Origin of the sequence: Pseudomonas sp. DCB_BI, from assembly GCF_026240995.1 — a bacterium.
In the GTDB taxonomy this organism is placed as follows: domain Bacteria; phylum Pseudomonadota; class Gammaproteobacteria; order Pseudomonadales; family Pseudomonadaceae; genus Aquipseudomonas.
The window spans coordinates 275,795-289,838 of record NZ_JAPFCG010000002.1 but is presented as its reverse complement, the minus strand read 5'-3'; the positions used below and the strand labels follow the sequence as shown (position 1 = coordinate 289,838).

At 63.0% G+C, this 14,044-nt stretch carries 15 protein-coding genes; 9 read left to right on the top strand and 6 right to left on the bottom strand.

Going from position 1 to position 14,044, the window contains the following annotated elements; genetic code table 11:
• Nucleotides 1–31: 31 nt before the first annotated feature.
• The gene (locus OO258_RS03640) at nt 32–961 is read right to left on the bottom strand and encodes a chemotaxis protein CheV (protein WP_266028884.1); all 930 of its coding nucleotides are present in this window, start codon (nt 959–961) and stop codon (nt 32–34) included.
• Between the two features lie 77 nt (nt 962–1,038).
• Between OO258_RS03640 and flgA the strand changes: the two genes are divergently transcribed.
• From flgA to OO258_RS03620, 4 genes are all read left to right on the top strand, one after another.
• On the top strand, nt 1,039–1,791 hold the full coding sequence (flgA, locus tag OO258_RS03635; RefSeq protein ID WP_266028883.1) for a flagellar basal body P-ring formation chaperone FlgA: 753 nt from the start codon (nt 1,039–1,041) through the stop codon (nt 1,789–1,791).
• 164 nt (nt 1,792–1,955) lie between these two features.
• Nucleotides 1,956–2,270, top strand: coding sequence for a flagellar biosynthesis anti-sigma factor FlgM (gene flgM, locus OO258_RS03630; RefSeq protein WP_266028882.1), 315 nt, complete (start codon nt 1,956–1,958; stop codon nt 2,268–2,270).
• A 49-nt stretch (nt 2,271–2,319) separates the two neighbouring features.
• A complete protein-coding gene (locus tag OO258_RS03625) occupies nt 2,320–2,787 on the top strand; it encodes a flagella synthesis protein FlgN (RefSeq protein ID WP_266028881.1) in 468 nt (155 codons plus the stop codon).
• Nucleotides 2,788–2,866: 79 nt separating this feature from the next.
• Nucleotides 2,867–3,610, top strand: coding sequence for a flagellar brake protein (locus OO258_RS03620; RefSeq protein ID WP_266028880.1), 744 nt, complete (start codon nt 2,867–2,869; stop codon nt 3,608–3,610).
• A 69-nt stretch (nt 3,611–3,679) separates the two neighbouring features.
• Here OO258_RS03620 and OO258_RS03615 read toward each other — a convergent pair whose 3' ends face one another.
• The 3 genes from OO258_RS03615 to bkdR form a co-directional block, all read right to left on the bottom strand.
• Entirely contained in the window at nt 3,680–5,020 is a 1,341-nt protein-coding gene (locus tag OO258_RS03615) for an MFS transporter (protein WP_110743637.1), read from the bottom strand.
• A 128-nt stretch (nt 5,021–5,148) separates the two neighbouring features.
• The gene (locus OO258_RS03610) at nt 5,149–6,390 is read right to left on the bottom strand and encodes a glutamine synthetase family protein (protein WP_266028943.1); all 1,242 of its coding nucleotides are present in this window, start codon (nt 6,388–6,390) and stop codon (nt 5,149–5,151) included.
• A 163-nt stretch (nt 6,391–6,553) separates the two neighbouring features.
• Entirely contained in the window at nt 6,554–7,039 is a 486-nt protein-coding gene (bkdR, locus tag OO258_RS03605) for a Bkd operon transcriptional regulator BkdR (protein ID WP_012273540.1), read from the bottom strand.
• 198 nt (nt 7,040–7,237) lie between these two features.
• Here bkdR and OO258_RS03600 point away from each other — a divergent pair, with 198 nt between their 5' ends.
• From OO258_RS03600 to lpdA, 4 genes are read left to right on the top strand one after another with little or no spacing between them, the layout of a single operon-like run.
• Nucleotides 7,238–8,470 carry a 3-methyl-2-oxobutanoate dehydrogenase (2-methylpropanoyl-transferring) subunit alpha gene (locus OO258_RS03600; protein WP_110743639.1) on the top strand — a complete coding sequence of 411 codons (1,233 nt, stop codon included), beginning with the start codon at nt 7,238–7,240 and terminating at the stop codon, nt 8,468–8,470.
• Nucleotide 8,471: 1 nt separating this feature from the next.
• Nucleotides 8,472–9,530 (top strand): alpha-ketoacid dehydrogenase subunit beta, encoded by a 1,059-nt coding sequence (locus OO258_RS03595; RefSeq protein ID WP_266028879.1) that lies wholly within the window; start codon nt 8,472–8,474, stop codon nt 9,528–9,530.
• Nucleotides 9,531–10,802, top strand: a complete 1,272-nt coding sequence (locus tag OO258_RS03590) for a dihydrolipoamide acetyltransferase family protein (protein ID WP_110743640.1) — start codon at nt 9,531–9,533, stop codon at nt 10,800–10,802. It begins immediately after the preceding gene.
• A 2-nt stretch (nt 10,803–10,804) separates the two neighbouring features.
• Nucleotides 10,805–12,184, top strand: a complete 1,380-nt coding sequence (gene lpdA, locus OO258_RS03585) for a dihydrolipoyl dehydrogenase (RefSeq protein ID WP_266028878.1) — start codon at nt 10,805–10,807, stop codon at nt 12,182–12,184.
• A gap of 89 nt (nt 12,185–12,273) precedes the next feature.
• Here the strand turns inward: lpdA and OO258_RS03580 are convergent, their stop codons facing one another.
• A complete protein-coding gene (locus OO258_RS03580; RefSeq protein ID WP_266028877.1) occupies nt 12,274–13,272 on the bottom strand; it encodes a sensor domain-containing diguanylate cyclase in 999 nt (332 codons plus the stop codon).
• 213 nt (nt 13,273–13,485) lie between these two features.
• On the opposite strand from OO258_RS03580, the gene OO258_RS03575 reads away from it, so the two are divergent.
• Nucleotides 13,486–13,608 carry a hypothetical protein gene (locus OO258_RS03575; RefSeq protein ID WP_266028876.1) on the top strand — a complete coding sequence of 41 codons (123 nt, stop codon included), beginning with the start codon at nt 13,486–13,488 and terminating at the stop codon, nt 13,606–13,608.
• Here OO258_RS03575 and OO258_RS03570 read toward each other — a convergent pair.
• Nucleotides 13,605–13,892 (bottom strand): DUF1330 domain-containing protein, encoded by a 288-nt coding sequence (locus tag OO258_RS03570; RefSeq protein WP_266028875.1) that lies wholly within the window; start codon nt 13,890–13,892, stop codon nt 13,605–13,607. The two genes, OO258_RS03575 and OO258_RS03570, sit on opposite strands and share 4 nt — an antisense overlap.
• Between the last annotated feature and the right edge of the window lie 152 nt (nt 13,893–14,044).

Genomic DNA, 14,044 nt, shown 5'->3' with positions numbered 1-14,044 from the left:
ACTGGTGCCGGGGGGCTTGCCCCCGGCTGCTTCAATGCGCTGCCTTGATCCGGTCGACCACCCGTTGGGCCAGGTCGTCCGGCTTGAACTTGGCCAGGAAGTCATCGGCACCGACCTTCTTGACCATTGCCTGGTTAAATACCCCGGAGAGCGAAGTATGCAGGCAGATGTGCAATTTTTGCATGCGCGGATCGCTGCGGATTTCTGCCGTTAGCGTATAGCCGTCCATTTCGGGCATTTCAATGTCCGAGATCATCATCAGGAACTCTTCTTCGGGCTTTTTGCCCTCGTCCACCAGCTGGCGCAGGTAGTTCAGGGCCTGACGACCGTCGTTGAGGGCCACCACTTCAACGCCGACGGTCTGCAGGCAACGGCTGACCTGCTTACGTGCCACCGACGAGTCGTCGACAGTCAGCACCCGCATCAGCACGGCCTTGTCCTGCACCTCGGCATCGACCACCCCGGCCGATACCGACTCGGACGACGGCGATACTTCGGCCAGCACCTTCTCCACGTCGATGATCTCGACCATGCGGTTGTCCACCCGGGTGACCGCGGTCAGGTAGTGATCACGGCCCGTGCCCTTGGGTGGCGGATGGATCTCTTCCCAGTTCATGTTGACGATGCGCTCCACCGAGTGCACCAGGAAGCCTTGGGTCTTGGTGTTGTACTCGGTGATGATCACGAAACTGTTGCGCGTGTCTTCCTGCAGGGGCCGCAACCCGGTGGCCATCGACAAGTCGAGGATCGGGATGGTGGCCCCACGAATGTTGGCAACGCCACGCACCACTGGGTGCGCCTTGGGCAGCAGGGTCAGCGCCGGGCACTGCAGCACCTCCCTGACCTTGAATACGTTGATGCCGTAAAGCTGCTCGCCATTGAGGCGGAACAGCAGCAGTTCCAGGCGATTCTGCCCCACCAGCTGCGTGCGCTGGTTGACCGAATCCATAACACCCGCCATGCCAGACTCCTTAATGTTTCAGCCTTTCGTTGCAACTCAGGTAGCGAGTCGGCACGGGCTTTGCTTTTTTGAGCGTCATGCATACGAAAACGACATTTTTCCGACGATTGACGCGCCTGCTGACTGGCTTGCTGGCCACGCTGTGCCTGCTGGTGCCCGGCGTGCGCACTGTAGCGGACGCGTTCACCTTGCCTGAACAGCTTATCGGTGTCACCCAAGGGTTTCTTGAATTCACCGTCGAAGATTACCTCGCCAGCACCCAGACTGCCGGCCGCTATGAAATCCAGGTCAACCCGCTGGACCCGCGCCTGCGTATGCCGTTGTGCAGCCAGCAGCTGGACGCCTCGCTGGAAAGCCCGGCGCAGCCGCTGGGCCGGGTGACCGTGCGGGTACGCTGTGATAGCGCAGCGCCGTGGACCGTGTTCGTGCCGGCGACGGTGCGGCTGTTCCGCGACGTGGTGGTGGTGACGCGCCCGCTCAAGCGCGACAACACGGTGGGCGAAGGCGACGTGGCCCTGCGCGAGCGCGATGTCGGCACCCTCGGCCAGGGCTTCCTGACCGAGCTGGACCAGGCAGTGGGCATGAAGATGCTGCGCCGCACCGTGGTCGATCAGGTACTCACCCCGCAGCACCTGGAACAGGCCGAGGTGGTGCGCAAGGGTGACCAGGTGGTAATCGTCGCCCGCAGTGGCAGCCTGAGCGTGCGCATGCCCGGCGAAGCGCTGAGCAAGGGCGGCCTGAGCGAACAGATACGGGTACGCAACCTGAATTCCAAACGGGTGGTCAAGGCCAGGGTCACCGGCCCTGGCCAGGTCGAGGTCGGTATGTAGACCAGTCGCCAGATTGCGCTGGCAGTGAGGAACCGCTTTTCCTAAACTGTGTCAGAACACGGGTTCGCGAGCTTGCTGACAGGCGGCTATGCATTTGTGCCTAAAGTTTCTTTCGGGTTGGCCGAAAACAAGGCAAGCGTCCAAATACCCAGAGGTTTCTGATCATGGTCATCGACTTCAGTCGTTTGAATAACTCTCCGTCCGTCACGGGCGGCGTGCGCGGCAGCACCGCGTCCGGCAGCGCCGAAAAGCCGGCAGCCAGCCAGGAAGCGGTGAAAGACACCAGCGCCAGCGGAGAAGCGGTACACCTCAGCCAAGAGGCACAGCAGTTGCAGAAGATCAGCGACAAGCTGCGCGACGAGCCAGTGGTCAACAGCGCCCGTGTGGCGGAGTTGAAGCAGGCAATCGCCGACGGCAGCTACCAGGTCGATGCCGGCCGGGTCGCCAGCAAACTGCTTGATTTCGAAGCCCAGCGCTGACCCTACGGCGCGCTGACTTCACGGACGCCAGAAAAGCCAAGAGTTAGCCATGCACGACACCACCTTGCTGCAACTGATGGAAGATGACATTGCCCCGATGCAGGAACTGCGTGACCTTCTGCGCCAGGAAGCGATCGCCTTGCATGGCCGCGACATGCCGCTGCTGGAACAGATCCTTGCGCGCAAGCAGTCGCTGATCATCTTGCTCGAACAGCACGGCCAGCGCCGCAGCCAGTTGCTCGGTAGCCTGGGCCTGAGTGCCGACCGCAGCGGTGTGCAGGCGCTGGCCGCACAATCGCAGCATGGCGAGGTGTTGCTGCAACGGCTCGACATGCTGTCGCAGCTGATGGATGAATGCCAGCAGGTCAATCAGACCAATGGCCGCATCATCCAGGTGCAGCAACACGTCACCAGCAATCAGATTCGCATCCTCCAAGGCGGCGATTCACCCTCGCTCTACGACAGCCGAGGGGGCACTTCGCTGCTGGCCAAGCCACGCGCCCTCAGCCAAGTCTGATTTTTCTATCAAGGCACGGAACATACTGGCAAAATGCCGTTACTTGCGTGTGTCGCTTTTGCCTGGAGAACGATAAGCCGTGTTCAATGAATCCGATGCCCCGCAGCCACCAAAGGTGCTGAGCACCCCCTTGGAGATTGCGGCCAACTTGCGGCAGCTGCAGGAAAGCCACGACCCCCTGATCATCACGTTCCACGACCGCAGCCAGCGTTTCCAAAGCTATGTGGTGCACGTGGACCGGGAAAGCAACACCCTGGCACTGGACGAGATGATCCCGCGCGACGGTGAGAAATTCATCGAAAACGGCGAGCATTTCCGCGTTGAGGGCTTTCACGATGGCGTGCGCATCGCTTGGGAATGCAATCACGAGCTGAAGATCACAGAAGTCGACGGCCACCGCTGCTACAGCGGTGCCATGCCGGAGGAAATGACCTACCACCAGCGCCGCAACGCCTTCCGCGCCGCGCTGAAGCTGTCGCAGCTGGTCGATATCATCCTCGATGGCACCCACCTCAAAGGTAACGGCGCCCTGCGTGGCAAGCTGCTGGATATCTCGGCCACTGGCTGCAAGCTGCGCTTCGACGGCAATGTCGAAGACCGCCTGCAACTGGGCCAGGTGTACGAGCGTTTCAAGGCAGGCAACCCGCTGGGCCTGGTTGACACCATGGTCGAGCTGCGCCACTTGCATTATGAAGAGCGCATCAACACCACCTTTGCCGGCGTACGTTTCCACAACCTCAGTGGCCAGGCGCAACGCAAGATCGAGAGCTTTGTGTACCAGCTGCAGCGCGAGGCGCGGCGGTTCGACAAAGACGACTATTGATCGTCGGCTGAATGCAAAAACGCCACCTTTCGAGGTGGCGTTTTCATGTGTGCCCTTCCTGTGCCGGCCTCATACCGACTTGCTGACCTCCTCCGGTTCAGCTGCCTGCTGCTCAGCCCCTTTATCTTCATCCTCGGTATCTTCCGCCGCCACCGGCGCCTGCATCACGTCCTGCACGGTCTGCTCATCCACCCGCGGGTCCAGCGCTGCCGACAATGGCGAACCTGCCGCCGGCATCGCCACGTGGCCCAGCGGCGCGTCCTGCACCTGGTGCAGGCCGGTGACCGCTTTGGGCCGGATACGCCACACCAGCACCAGCGCGAAGAATACGAAGAACGCGTACAGCATCTGCGGCCCCAACACCTTCATCAGCACACCGGCCGCCAAAGGCCCGATACAGGCGCCAACGCCATAGGTGACCAGCAGCATCGCCGTCAGCGACACCCGCCGCTCGCTTTCCACGTGGTCGTTGGAAAACGCCACCGCCAGCGGATACAGGCAGAACTGCAGCAACGAAATGAGGAAGCCGATGCCGAACAGCAGCTCCAGCGGCACACTGGGCAATATCGCCAGCGGCGCAGCGGCCAGTGCCAGGCCCACCGCCACACTACGGATCAGCACCGCGCGGTCATAACGGTCCGACAACCAGCCCAGCGGCCACTGCACCAGCAGGCCGGCAAAGATGCAGCTGCCCATGAACAGACCGATCTGCTCGGTCGTCATGCCCTGGCTGGAGGCATACAAAGGCGCAAGGCCGTAGAACGAGCCTACTATCAGCCCCGAACCGAGTACCGTGCTGAGCGACTGCGGCACCCGCTTGATGAAGAACTTCGGCTCCATCGGCGCCGGGCGCAACGGCGCTGGGTGAATGCGCCGGGTCATCGCCACCGGTACCAGGCACAGGGCAAAACACATCGCCACCAGCATCAGCAGCTCAGGCCCGAGTTGCGGGTGTACTACCAGGATCAGCTGGCCAAGCACCAGCCCCAGGTACGAGGCAATCATGTAGCCGCTGAACACCGCACCGCGGTGCTTCACATCGGCCTGCTCGTTTAGCCAGCTCTCGATCACCATGTACTGGCACATCATGCCCAGGCCGACGATCATGCGCAGCCCGACCCAGGCCGGCAACCAGTTGGTCAGGCCATGGCCGAGCACCGCCGCACCGACGATACCGGCACAGGTCGCATAGGCGCGTATGTGCCCGACCCGGCCGATCAGCCGGTGTCCGACTTTGCCACCCAGCGCCAGGCCGAAGTAGTTGGCCGCCATCAGCGCACCAATCCACAGGCTGTCGACATGATCAGCGGCCAGGCGCAAAGCCAGGTAGGTACTAAGCAGGCCCGAGCCGATCAACATCATCAGCGCGGCGAAATACAACGACTGAAACGGCTTCCAGATATTTCGCATAGGTCCCGTGAAGCTCCCTTGGTCAGGTGGCGGGGGTGCTAGCAGCATAAGGGCAAAAACCACCTGGCGCAGGCCCCCAACTGCGATTTAACGGCGCTGGGGCGCGTCCGGTGCAGGTCGTGTCGCGATCAGGCCTGTGCTGCCAGCACCCGTCGCTCCCACGGGGTGATCTCGTCGAAGAAATCGCTCAGCTCCAGGGTCTTGCTGGCGATGTAGCCTTCGATGAACTCGCTACCGAACAGTTCCCGCGCCAGCGCACTGCGCTTGAGCCGCTCCAGCGCCGCATGCAGGGTGCAAGGGAGGGTCAGGTGTTCCGGCACCTCGAACTCGCCCTGGATGGCGGGCGACGGCTGCAAGCGCTGCTCGATGCCGTGCAGCCCGGCGGCCAGGCTGGCGGCGATGGCCAGGTACGGGTTGGCATCGGCGCCAGGCAGGCGGTTTTCCACCCGCCGTGCCACCGGCGCACTGGCCGGGATACGCAAGCCGGCGGCGCGGTTGTCCTCAGACCAGCAGGCATTGTTCGGCGAGGCATAGGGGTGGCAAAGGCGTTGGTAAGAATTGACATTGGGCGCGAACAGCGCGGTGAAGTCGGCCATGCACGCCTGCAACCCACCGATGAAGTGGTGGAAGGTGTCGGTCGGCAGGCCTTGCTCGTCGCTGAACACGTTGCGCCCGCTGTCAGCCTCGACCAGGCTCTGGTGAATGTGCATGGAACTGCCGGGCGTGCGCGCCAGCGGCTTGGCCATGCAGACCACCGTCAGCCCGTGCTTGAGCGCCACTTCCTTGAGCAGGTGCTTGAACAGGAAGGTCTGGTCGGCCAGCAGCAACGGGTCGCCGTGCAACAGGTTGATCTCGAACTGGCTGACGCCCATTTCGTGCATGAAGGTGTCACGCGGCAGGCCCAGCGCGGCCATGCACTGGTAGACCTCCTTGAAGAACGGCCGCAGGCCGTTGTTGGAGCTGACGCTAAATGCGCTATGGCCCAACTCGCGGCGGCCGTCGATGCCCAGCGGTGGCTGGAACGGTTGCTGCGGGTCGCTGTTGGGGGCGAACACGAAGAACTCAAGCTCGGTCGCCACCACCGGTGCCAGGCCCAGCGCTGCGTAGCGGTCGATCACCGCCTTGAGCTGGCCACGGGTGGACAGCGCCGAAGGCCGGCCATCCAGTTCGACGGCGTCGCAAATGGCCAAGGCGCGGCCGTCATTGCTCCAGGGCAGGCGGTGGACCTGGTTGCGCTCGGCCACCAGCGCCAGGTCACCGTCGTCGCTGCCGTAATATCTGGCCGCCGGGTAGCCGCCCATGATGCACTGCAGCAGCACGCCCCGGGCCATCTGCAGGCGGCGGCCCTCGAGAAAGCCTTCGGCGGTCATCACCTTGCCACGCGGGACGCCATTGAGGTCGGGGGTGACGCATTCGATTTCATCGATGCCGTGGAGCTGAGCAGTGCTCATGACGCTTGTCCTTGTTGTTGTAGGCTGACAACAACATAGGCTGTGGGTGTTTAAAATATCAAGCACCCTCCTTTACACGCCTCTACTCCCGCAAGGTCATGCCATTGGCCGGCAGTGGCAAGGCGGTCTTGTACCGCACCTGCTTCAAGGCAAAACTCGAGCGAATATTGGCCACCCCCGGCAACCGCGTCAGGTAGTCAAGAAACCGCTCCAGCGCCTGGATGCTCGGCAGCAGTACCCGCAACAGGTAATCCGGGTCCCCGGTCATCAGGTAGCACTCCATCACCTCGGGCCGTTCGGCAATTTCTTCCTCGAAACGGTGCAGCGACTGCTCCACCTGCTTTTCCAGGCTGACATGGATGAACACGTTTACATCCAACCCCAGCGCCTCGGGTGACAACAAGGTCACCTGCTGGCGGATAACCCCCAGCTCCTCCATGGCCCGCACCCGGTTGAAACAGGGCGTGGGCGACAGGTTTACCGAGCGTGCCAGCTCGGCGTTGGTGATGCGGGCGTTCTCCTGCAGGCTGTTGAGAATGCCGATATCGGTACGATCGAGTTTGCGCATGAGACAAAATCACCGGTTTCTTGTGTTTATGCGGAATGTTTATCTGCACCGCTCGGCAAAGGCAATCAACTTGAGAGAAAAATTCTCCTGCCGGACCACTAAGATGTAGATGACGCTGACCTACCAGTCACAAGCCGGTACTCAGCGGCGGCCGCTTCAGAGCTCACAAAAACAAATACCCGAGCGAGCGTAAAAAGCATGAACGAGTACGCCCCCCTGCGTTTGCATGTGCCCGAGCCCACCGGCCGGCCAGGCTGCCAGACCGATTTTTCCTACCTGCGCCTGAATGACGCGGGTCAAGCCCGTAAACCCCCTGTCGATGTGGATGCCGCCGACACCGCCGACCTGTCCTACAGCCTGGTCCGCGTGCTCGATGAGCAAGGCAATGCCCAAGGCCCGTGGGCCGAAGACATCGACCCGCAAATCCTCCGCCAGGGCATGCGCGCCATGCTCAAGACGCGGATCTTCGACAGCCGCATGGTGGTTGCCCAGCGCCAGAAGAAGATGTCTTTCTACATGCAGAGCCTGGGCGAAGAAGCCATCGGCAGTGGCCAGGCGCTGGCGCTGAACCGCACCGACATGTGCTTCCCGACCTACCGCCAGCAAAGCATCCTGATGGCCCGCGACGTGTCGCTGGTAGAGATGATCTGCCAGCTGCTGTCCAACGAGCGCGACCCGCTCAAGGGCCGCCAGCTGCCGATCATGTATTCGGTACGCGAAGCCGGCTTCTTCACCATCAGTGGCAACCTGGCGACTCAGTTCGTGCAGGCCGTCGGCTGGGCCATGGCGTCGGCGATCAAGGGCGATACCAAGATTGCTTCGGCGTGGATCGGTGACGGCGCCACCGCCGAGTCGGACTTCCACACAGCCCTGACCTTTGCCCACGTTTACCGCGCCCCGGTGATCCTCAATGTGGTCAACAACCAGTGGGCGATTTCTACCTTCCAGGCCATTGCCGGTGGCGAGTCGACCACGTTCGCCGGCCGTGGCGTGGGCTGCGGCATTGCCTCGCTGCGGGTTGACGGCAACGACTTCGTCGCCGTATACGCCGCCTCGCGCTGGGCCGCCGAACGCGCCCGCCGCGGCCTGGGCCCAAGCCTGATCGAGTGGGTCACCTACCGTGCCGGCCCGCACTCGACCTCCGACGATCCGTCCAAGTACCGCCCCGCCGATGACTGGAGCCACTTCCCACTGGGCGACCCGATCGCCCGCCTGAAGCAGCACCTGATCAAGATCGGCCACTGGTCCGAGGAAGAACACCAGGCCACCACGGCCGAGTTCGAAGCCGCGGTGATTGCCGCGCAGAAGGAGGCCGAGCAGTACGGCACCCTGGCCAACGGTCACATCCCGAGCGCCGCCTCGATGTTCGAGGACGTGTACAAGGAAATGCCCGACCACCTGCGCCGACAGCGCCAGGAACTGGGGGTTTGAGATGAACGACCATAACAACAGCATCAACCCGGAAACCGCCATGGCCACCACTACCATGACCATGATCCAGGCCCTGCGCTCGGCCATGGATGTCATGCTTGAGCGCGACGACAATGTAGTGGTGTACGGCCAGGACGTCGGTTACTTCGGCGGCGTGTTCCGCTGCACCGAGGGCTTGCAGAGCAAGTACGGCAAGTCCCGCGTGTTCGACGCACCCATCTCCGAAAGTGGCATCGTCGGCACCGCCGTAGGCATGGGTGCCTACGGCCTGCGCCCGGTGGTGGAAATCCAGTTCGCCGACTACTTCTACCCGGCCTCCGACCAGATCGTCTCGGAAATGGCCCGCCTGCGTTACCGTTCAGCCGGCGAATTCATCGCCCCGCTGACCCTGCGCATGCCCTGCGGCGGCGGTATCTATGGCGGACAGACCCACAGCCAGAGCCCCGAAGCGATGTTCACCCAGGTGTGCGGCCTGCGCACCGTCATGCCGTCCAACCCGTATGACGCCAAAGGCCTGCTGATTGCCTCGATCGAATGCGATGACCCGGTAATCTTCCTGGAGCCCAAACGCCTGTACAACGGCCCGTTCGATGGCCACCACGACCGCCCTGTAACACCGTGGTCGAAGCACCCGCACAGCGCCGTGCCCGACGGCTATTACACAGTACCGCTGGACAAGGCCGCCATTACCCGCCCTGGCAATGACGTGACCGTACTGACTTACGGCACCACGGTGTACGTGGCCCAGGTGGCCGCCGAAGAAAGCGGCGTCGACGCCGAGGTGATCGACCTGCGCAGCCTGTGGCCGCTAGACCTGGACACCATCGTCGAGTCGGTGAAAAAGACCGGCCGTTGCGTGGTGGTGCACGAGGCCACCCGCACTTGCGGCTTCGGTGCCGAGCTGGTGTCGCTGGTGCAGGAGCACTGCTTCCACCACCTGGAGGCGCCGATCGAGCGCGTCACCGGCTGGGACACCCCCTACCCTCACGCACAGGAATGGGCTTACTTCCCAGGCCCTTCGCGGGTAGGTGCGGCATTGAAAAAGGTCATGGAGGTCTGAATGGGCACGCACGTCATCAAGATGCCAGACATTGGCGAAGGCATCGCGCAGGTCGAGTTGGTGGAATGGTTCGTCAAGGTCGGCGACATCATCGCCGAGGACCAGGTGGTGGCCGACGTCATGACCGACAAGGCCACCGTGGAAATCCCCTCGCCGGTCAGCGGCAAGGTACTGGCCCTGGGTGGTCAGCCCGGGGAGGTGATGGCGGTCGGCAGCGAGCTGATCCGCATCGAGGTGGAAGGCAGCGGCAACCATGTGGATGTGCCTCAGGCCAAACAGGTCGAAACCCCGGCTGCCCCTGCGGCGGCCAAGCCAGAGCCGCAGAAAGAGGTGAAACTGGCTGCCTGCCAGCCCCCGGCCAGCCACGAGGCCGCGCCCATCGTGCCACGTCAGCCGGGCGACAAGCCGCTGGCGTCGCCAGCCGTGCGCAAGCGCGCCCTGGATGCGGGTATCGAGTTGCGCTACGTGCACGGCAGCGGCCCAGCCGGGCGCATCCTGCACGAAGACCTCGACGCCTTCATGAGCAAACCGCAAAGCAGTGCCGGCCAGGCACCGAATGGCTATGCCAAGCGCACTGACAGTGAACAGGTGCAGGTTATCGGCCTGCGCCGCAAGATCGCCCAGCGCATGCAGGACGCCAAGCGCCGCGTCGCACATTTCAGCTACGTGGAAGAAATCGACGTCACCGCCCTGGAGGCCCTGCGCCAACAGCTCAACAGTAAGCACGGCGACAGCCGCGGCAAACTGACCTTGCTGCCATTCCTGGTGCGCGCCCTGGTCGTGGCCCTGCGGGACTTCCCCCAGATCAACGCTACCTACGACGACGAAGCGCAAATCATCACCCGCCATGGGGCGGTGCATGTCGGCATCGCCACGCAGGGCGACAACGGCCTGATGGTACCGGTGCTGCGCCACGCCGAAGCAGGCAGCCTGTGGACCAACGCCAGCGAGATTTCGCGCCTGGCCAACGCAGCGCGCAGCAACAAGGCCAGCCGCGAGGAGCTGTCCGGCTCGACCATCACCCTCACCAGCCTCGGCGCGTTGGGCGGCATTGTCAGCACGCCGGTGGTCAACACCCCGGAGGTGGCGATCATCGGCGTTAACCGAATGGTTGAACGGCCCGTGGTGATCGATGGCCAGATCGTCGTGCGCAAGATGATGAACCTGTCCAGCTCGTTCGACCACCGCGTGGTCGATGGCATGGACGCCGCGCTGTTCATCCAGGCCGTGCGCGGCCTGCTCGAACAACCCGCCTGCCTGTTCGTGGAGTGAGCATGCAACAGATTATCCAGACTACCCTGCTGATCATCGGCGGCGGCCCAGGCGGCTATGTAGCAGCCATTCGCGCCGGGCAACTGGGCATTCCTACCGTACTGGTGGAAGGCCAGGCACTGGGCGGCACTTGCCTGAACATCGGCTGCATCCCCTCCAAGGCGCTGATCCACGTGGCCGAGCAATTCCACCAGGCCTCACGTTTTACCGAACCCTCGCCGCTGGGCATCAGCGTGGCGTCGCCGCGCCTGGACATCGGCCAGAGCGTCGCCTGGAAGGACGGCATTGTCGACCGCCTGACCACAGGTGTTGCAGCACTGCTGAAAAAGCACGGGGTGAAAGTGGTGCATGGCTGGGCCAAGGTACTGGACGGCAAGCAGGTCGAGGTCGATGGCCAGCGTATCCAGTGCGAGCATCTGTTGCTGGCGACCGGTTCCAGCAGTGTCGAACTGCCGATGCTGCCGCTGGGCGGGCCGGTGATTTCCTCTACCGAAGCCCTGGCACCGAAAACCCTGCCGCAACACCTGGTGGTGGTAGGCGGCGGCTATATCGGCCTGGAGCTGGGCATTGCCTACCGCAAGTTGGGTGCACAGGTCAGTGTGGTGGAAGCGCGCGAGCGCATCCTGCCGACCTACGACAGCGAGCTGACCGCGCCGGTGGCCGAGTCGCTGAAGAAGCTGGGCATCGCTTTGCACCTGGGCCACAGCGTCGAGGGCTACGAAAATGGCTGCCTGTTGGCCAGCGACGGCAAGGGTGGGCAACTGCGCCTTGAGGCCGACCAGGTGCTGGTGGCCGTGGGCCGCCGACCACGCACCAAAGGCTTCAACCTGGAATGCCTGGACCTGAAGATGAACGGCGCCGCCATTGCCATCGACGAGCGCTGTCACACCAGCATGCACAACGTCTGGGCCATCGGCGATGTCGCTGGCGAACCGATGCTGGCGCACCGGGCCATGGCCCAGGGCGAAATGGTGGCCGAGATCATCGCCGGCAAAGCCCGACGCTTCGAGCCGGCAGCGATCGCCGCCGTGTGCTTTACCGACCCGGAGGTGGTGGTGGTCGGCAAGACCCCGGAGCAGGCCAGCCAGCAAGGCCTGGACTGCATCGTCGCGCAGTTCCCGTTTGCCGCCAATGGCCGGGCCATGAGCCTGGAGTCGAAAAGCGGTTTCGTGCGGGTGGTGGCACGCCGTGACAACCACCTGATCGTTGGTTGGCAGGCAGTTGGCGTGGCGGTCTCCGAGCTGTCCACCGCCTTTGCCCAATCGCTGGAGATGGGCGCATGCCTTGAAGATGTGGCCGGTACCATCCATGCCCACCCGACACTGGGTGAGGCGGTACAGGAAGCGGCACTGCGCGCCCTGGGCCACGCCCTGCATATCTGACACTGAAGCGGCCAAGGCCGATTTGGCCCGCTGCGCCGTGAGGCGCCGCGGGTCTTTTTTCATTCAGGCCGCTCCACAATGACCGCGTACTATTCGGCTATGGCGTTCTTGCCGTTGCCCTTGGCCCGGTACAGCGCCTTGTCTGCCCGTGCCAACAGCGCAGGTTGATCCTCTCCGTCCTGCCTCTGCACCACGCCGTAGCTCATGGTCAGCCGGCACTCCCCCACCGGCTCCAGCTGCGCCATTACCTGGCGCAACCGCCCCGCTACATCCAGCGCCTCGCCCAGCCCGGTCTGCGGCAGCACGATGACAAACTCGTCACCCCCCCAACGCGCCAGCAGGTCCAGTTCGCGCAGGCAGCTACCTAGCGCTTGCACCACGCCTACCAATGCTGCATCGCCACGGGCGTGACCGTAACGGTCGTTGATAGGCTTGAAGTCGTCCATATCCATCGCGATCAGCGACAGCGGCTGGCGGAAGCGCTGCGCGCGTTCGCACTCCCGCTGCAAAACCTTCTCCAGCCGATAGCGGTTGGCAACATGGGTCAAGGCATCGCGCTCGGCCAGCTCGCGGTTTTCGTCAAGCTGCCGCTGTAACTGCTGGTTCACCCAGGACAGCTCACGGGTGCGTTCCGCCACCTGGCACTCCAGCGACTGGTTTTTCTGCTCCAGCTGCGCCACCAGGCGCTTGCCGGCGTCGATGTTGCGGTGGGCACCGAGCATGCGCGCTACCGAGCCGTCTGCATTACGGTCGATGATATGGCCGCTGTCTTCGATCCACAGGTAACTGCCATCCTGGCAACGGCACCGGTATTCGATGAGGTAACGTTCATTGCGCTGGCCAATGTAGGCCTCGAAATGCGCCATCACCCGCGGGTAGTCCTCGGGGTGAATGACACTCTCCCAAGTGAAGACGGTGTTGGCCATTGAGTGGCTGGAATAGCCAAGCATGGCGTACCAGCCGGGGTTGCGGTAGACGTAGCCGGTGTTGGCGTTCCAGTCCCAGATGCCATCACTGATCAACTCGAACAAGGTGCGCAGCTGCTGCTCACTGAAGCCGGCGGGTGCCGGCCGGGTTTCCTGATTCATCAACCCTCTCCCTGATGCCCAGCAACTGCGCGCCCACCAAGGGGCTGCCGACAATGTGTAATTAGCCGCAGGCGGCAAGATCCTGCCTCTGACGGGCAAGCATATGCCCACGGCAAGACGACCGGAATAGCTCCAGCGCCCTATTTTTGTGCAGCGCCGTCTGGCATGGCGTTTGCCGGTCTCCCTTGCCACTCACATTTCCAGGAGGATTTCATGACCATTGCCCTCAACGGTCTGGGCTGGCAGGCAGCGGTCAACCCGCAACAACAGACCACCGGCACGGACCCGGCGGCAGCCGATATGCCACAGTTCCGCCCGACAGTGCTGGCCAACTAAAGCTCACCCTCTAGAATGATAAGTTCACGCCGGGACGCCTGGGTGGCGAACGCTTTGGCCTGCACATAAGCTGGGTCGTTGTAGCAAGCTTTGGCCTGTTCCAGACTGGCGAACTCGACGATCAGCACACGCTTAGTGTTCAAGGCTTCGACCAAGCCCCCACCATTCAGCACCTTGAACTTCGCATCATATTTCTCACCGATGGGTTCCCACAGACGCCCGTATTCCGCCTGGGCCGCTTGGTCGACGATCTCACCGCCGAAGATGATCCAATAACCCTTCATTCTGCCATCCTTTCATTGATAACCCGTCGAGACGAGTCAGCCTCAAAGGCGGGGGTCGCTTTCAATGGTCGGATCTTTGCCCCCCAACAGTCCGGCGCTCACATCCAGCCTGTACCTGTGTCGTCCGTTGGGGATGGCAGCGCGTCCAGAAC

Bases quoted from the DNA above. Each gene is read 5' to 3' on its own strand.
- OO258_RS03640 (WP_266028884.1), bottom strand. From the start codon at position 961: ATGGCGGGTGTTATGGATTCGGTCAACCAGCGCACGCAGCTGGTGGGG.
- flgA (WP_266028883.1), top strand. From the start codon at position 1,039: ATGCATACGAAAACGACATTTTTCCGACGATTGACGCGCCTGCTGACT.
- flgM (WP_266028882.1), top strand. From the start codon at position 1,956: ATGGTCATCGACTTCAGTCGTTTGAATAACTCTCCGTCCGTCACGGGC.
- OO258_RS03625 (WP_266028881.1), top strand. From the start codon at position 2,320: ATGCACGACACCACCTTGCTGCAACTGATGGAAGATGACATTGCCCCG.
- OO258_RS03615 (WP_110743637.1), bottom strand. From the start codon at position 5,020: ATGCGAAATATCTGGAAGCCGTTTCAGTCGTTGTATTTCGCCGCGCTG.
- OO258_RS03610 (WP_266028943.1), bottom strand. From the start codon at position 6,390: ATGACCGCCGAAGGCTTTCTCGAGGGCCGCCGCCTGCAGATGGCCCGG.
- bkdR (WP_012273540.1), bottom strand. From the start codon at position 7,039: ATGCGCAAACTCGATCGTACCGATATCGGCATTCTCAACAGCCTGCAG.
- OO258_RS03600 (WP_110743639.1), top strand. From the start codon at position 7,238: ATGAACGAGTACGCCCCCCTGCGTTTGCATGTGCCCGAGCCCACCGGC.
- OO258_RS03595 (WP_266028879.1), top strand. From the start codon at position 8,472: ATGAACGACCATAACAACAGCATCAACCCGGAAACCGCCATGGCCACC.
- OO258_RS03590 (WP_110743640.1), top strand. From the start codon at position 9,531: ATGGGCACGCACGTCATCAAGATGCCAGACATTGGCGAAGGCATCGCG.
- lpdA (WP_266028878.1), top strand. From the start codon at position 10,805: ATGCAACAGATTATCCAGACTACCCTGCTGATCATCGGCGGCGGCCCA.
- OO258_RS03580 (WP_266028877.1), bottom strand. From the start codon at position 13,272: ATGAATCAGGAAACCCGGCCGGCACCCGCCGGCTTCAGTGAGCAGCAG.
- OO258_RS03575 (WP_266028876.1), top strand. From the start codon at position 13,486: ATGACCATTGCCCTCAACGGTCTGGGCTGGCAGGCAGCGGTCAACCCG.
- OO258_RS03570 (WP_266028875.1), bottom strand. From the start codon at position 13,892: ATGAAGGGTTATTGGATCATCTTCGGCGGTGAGATCGTCGACCAAGCG.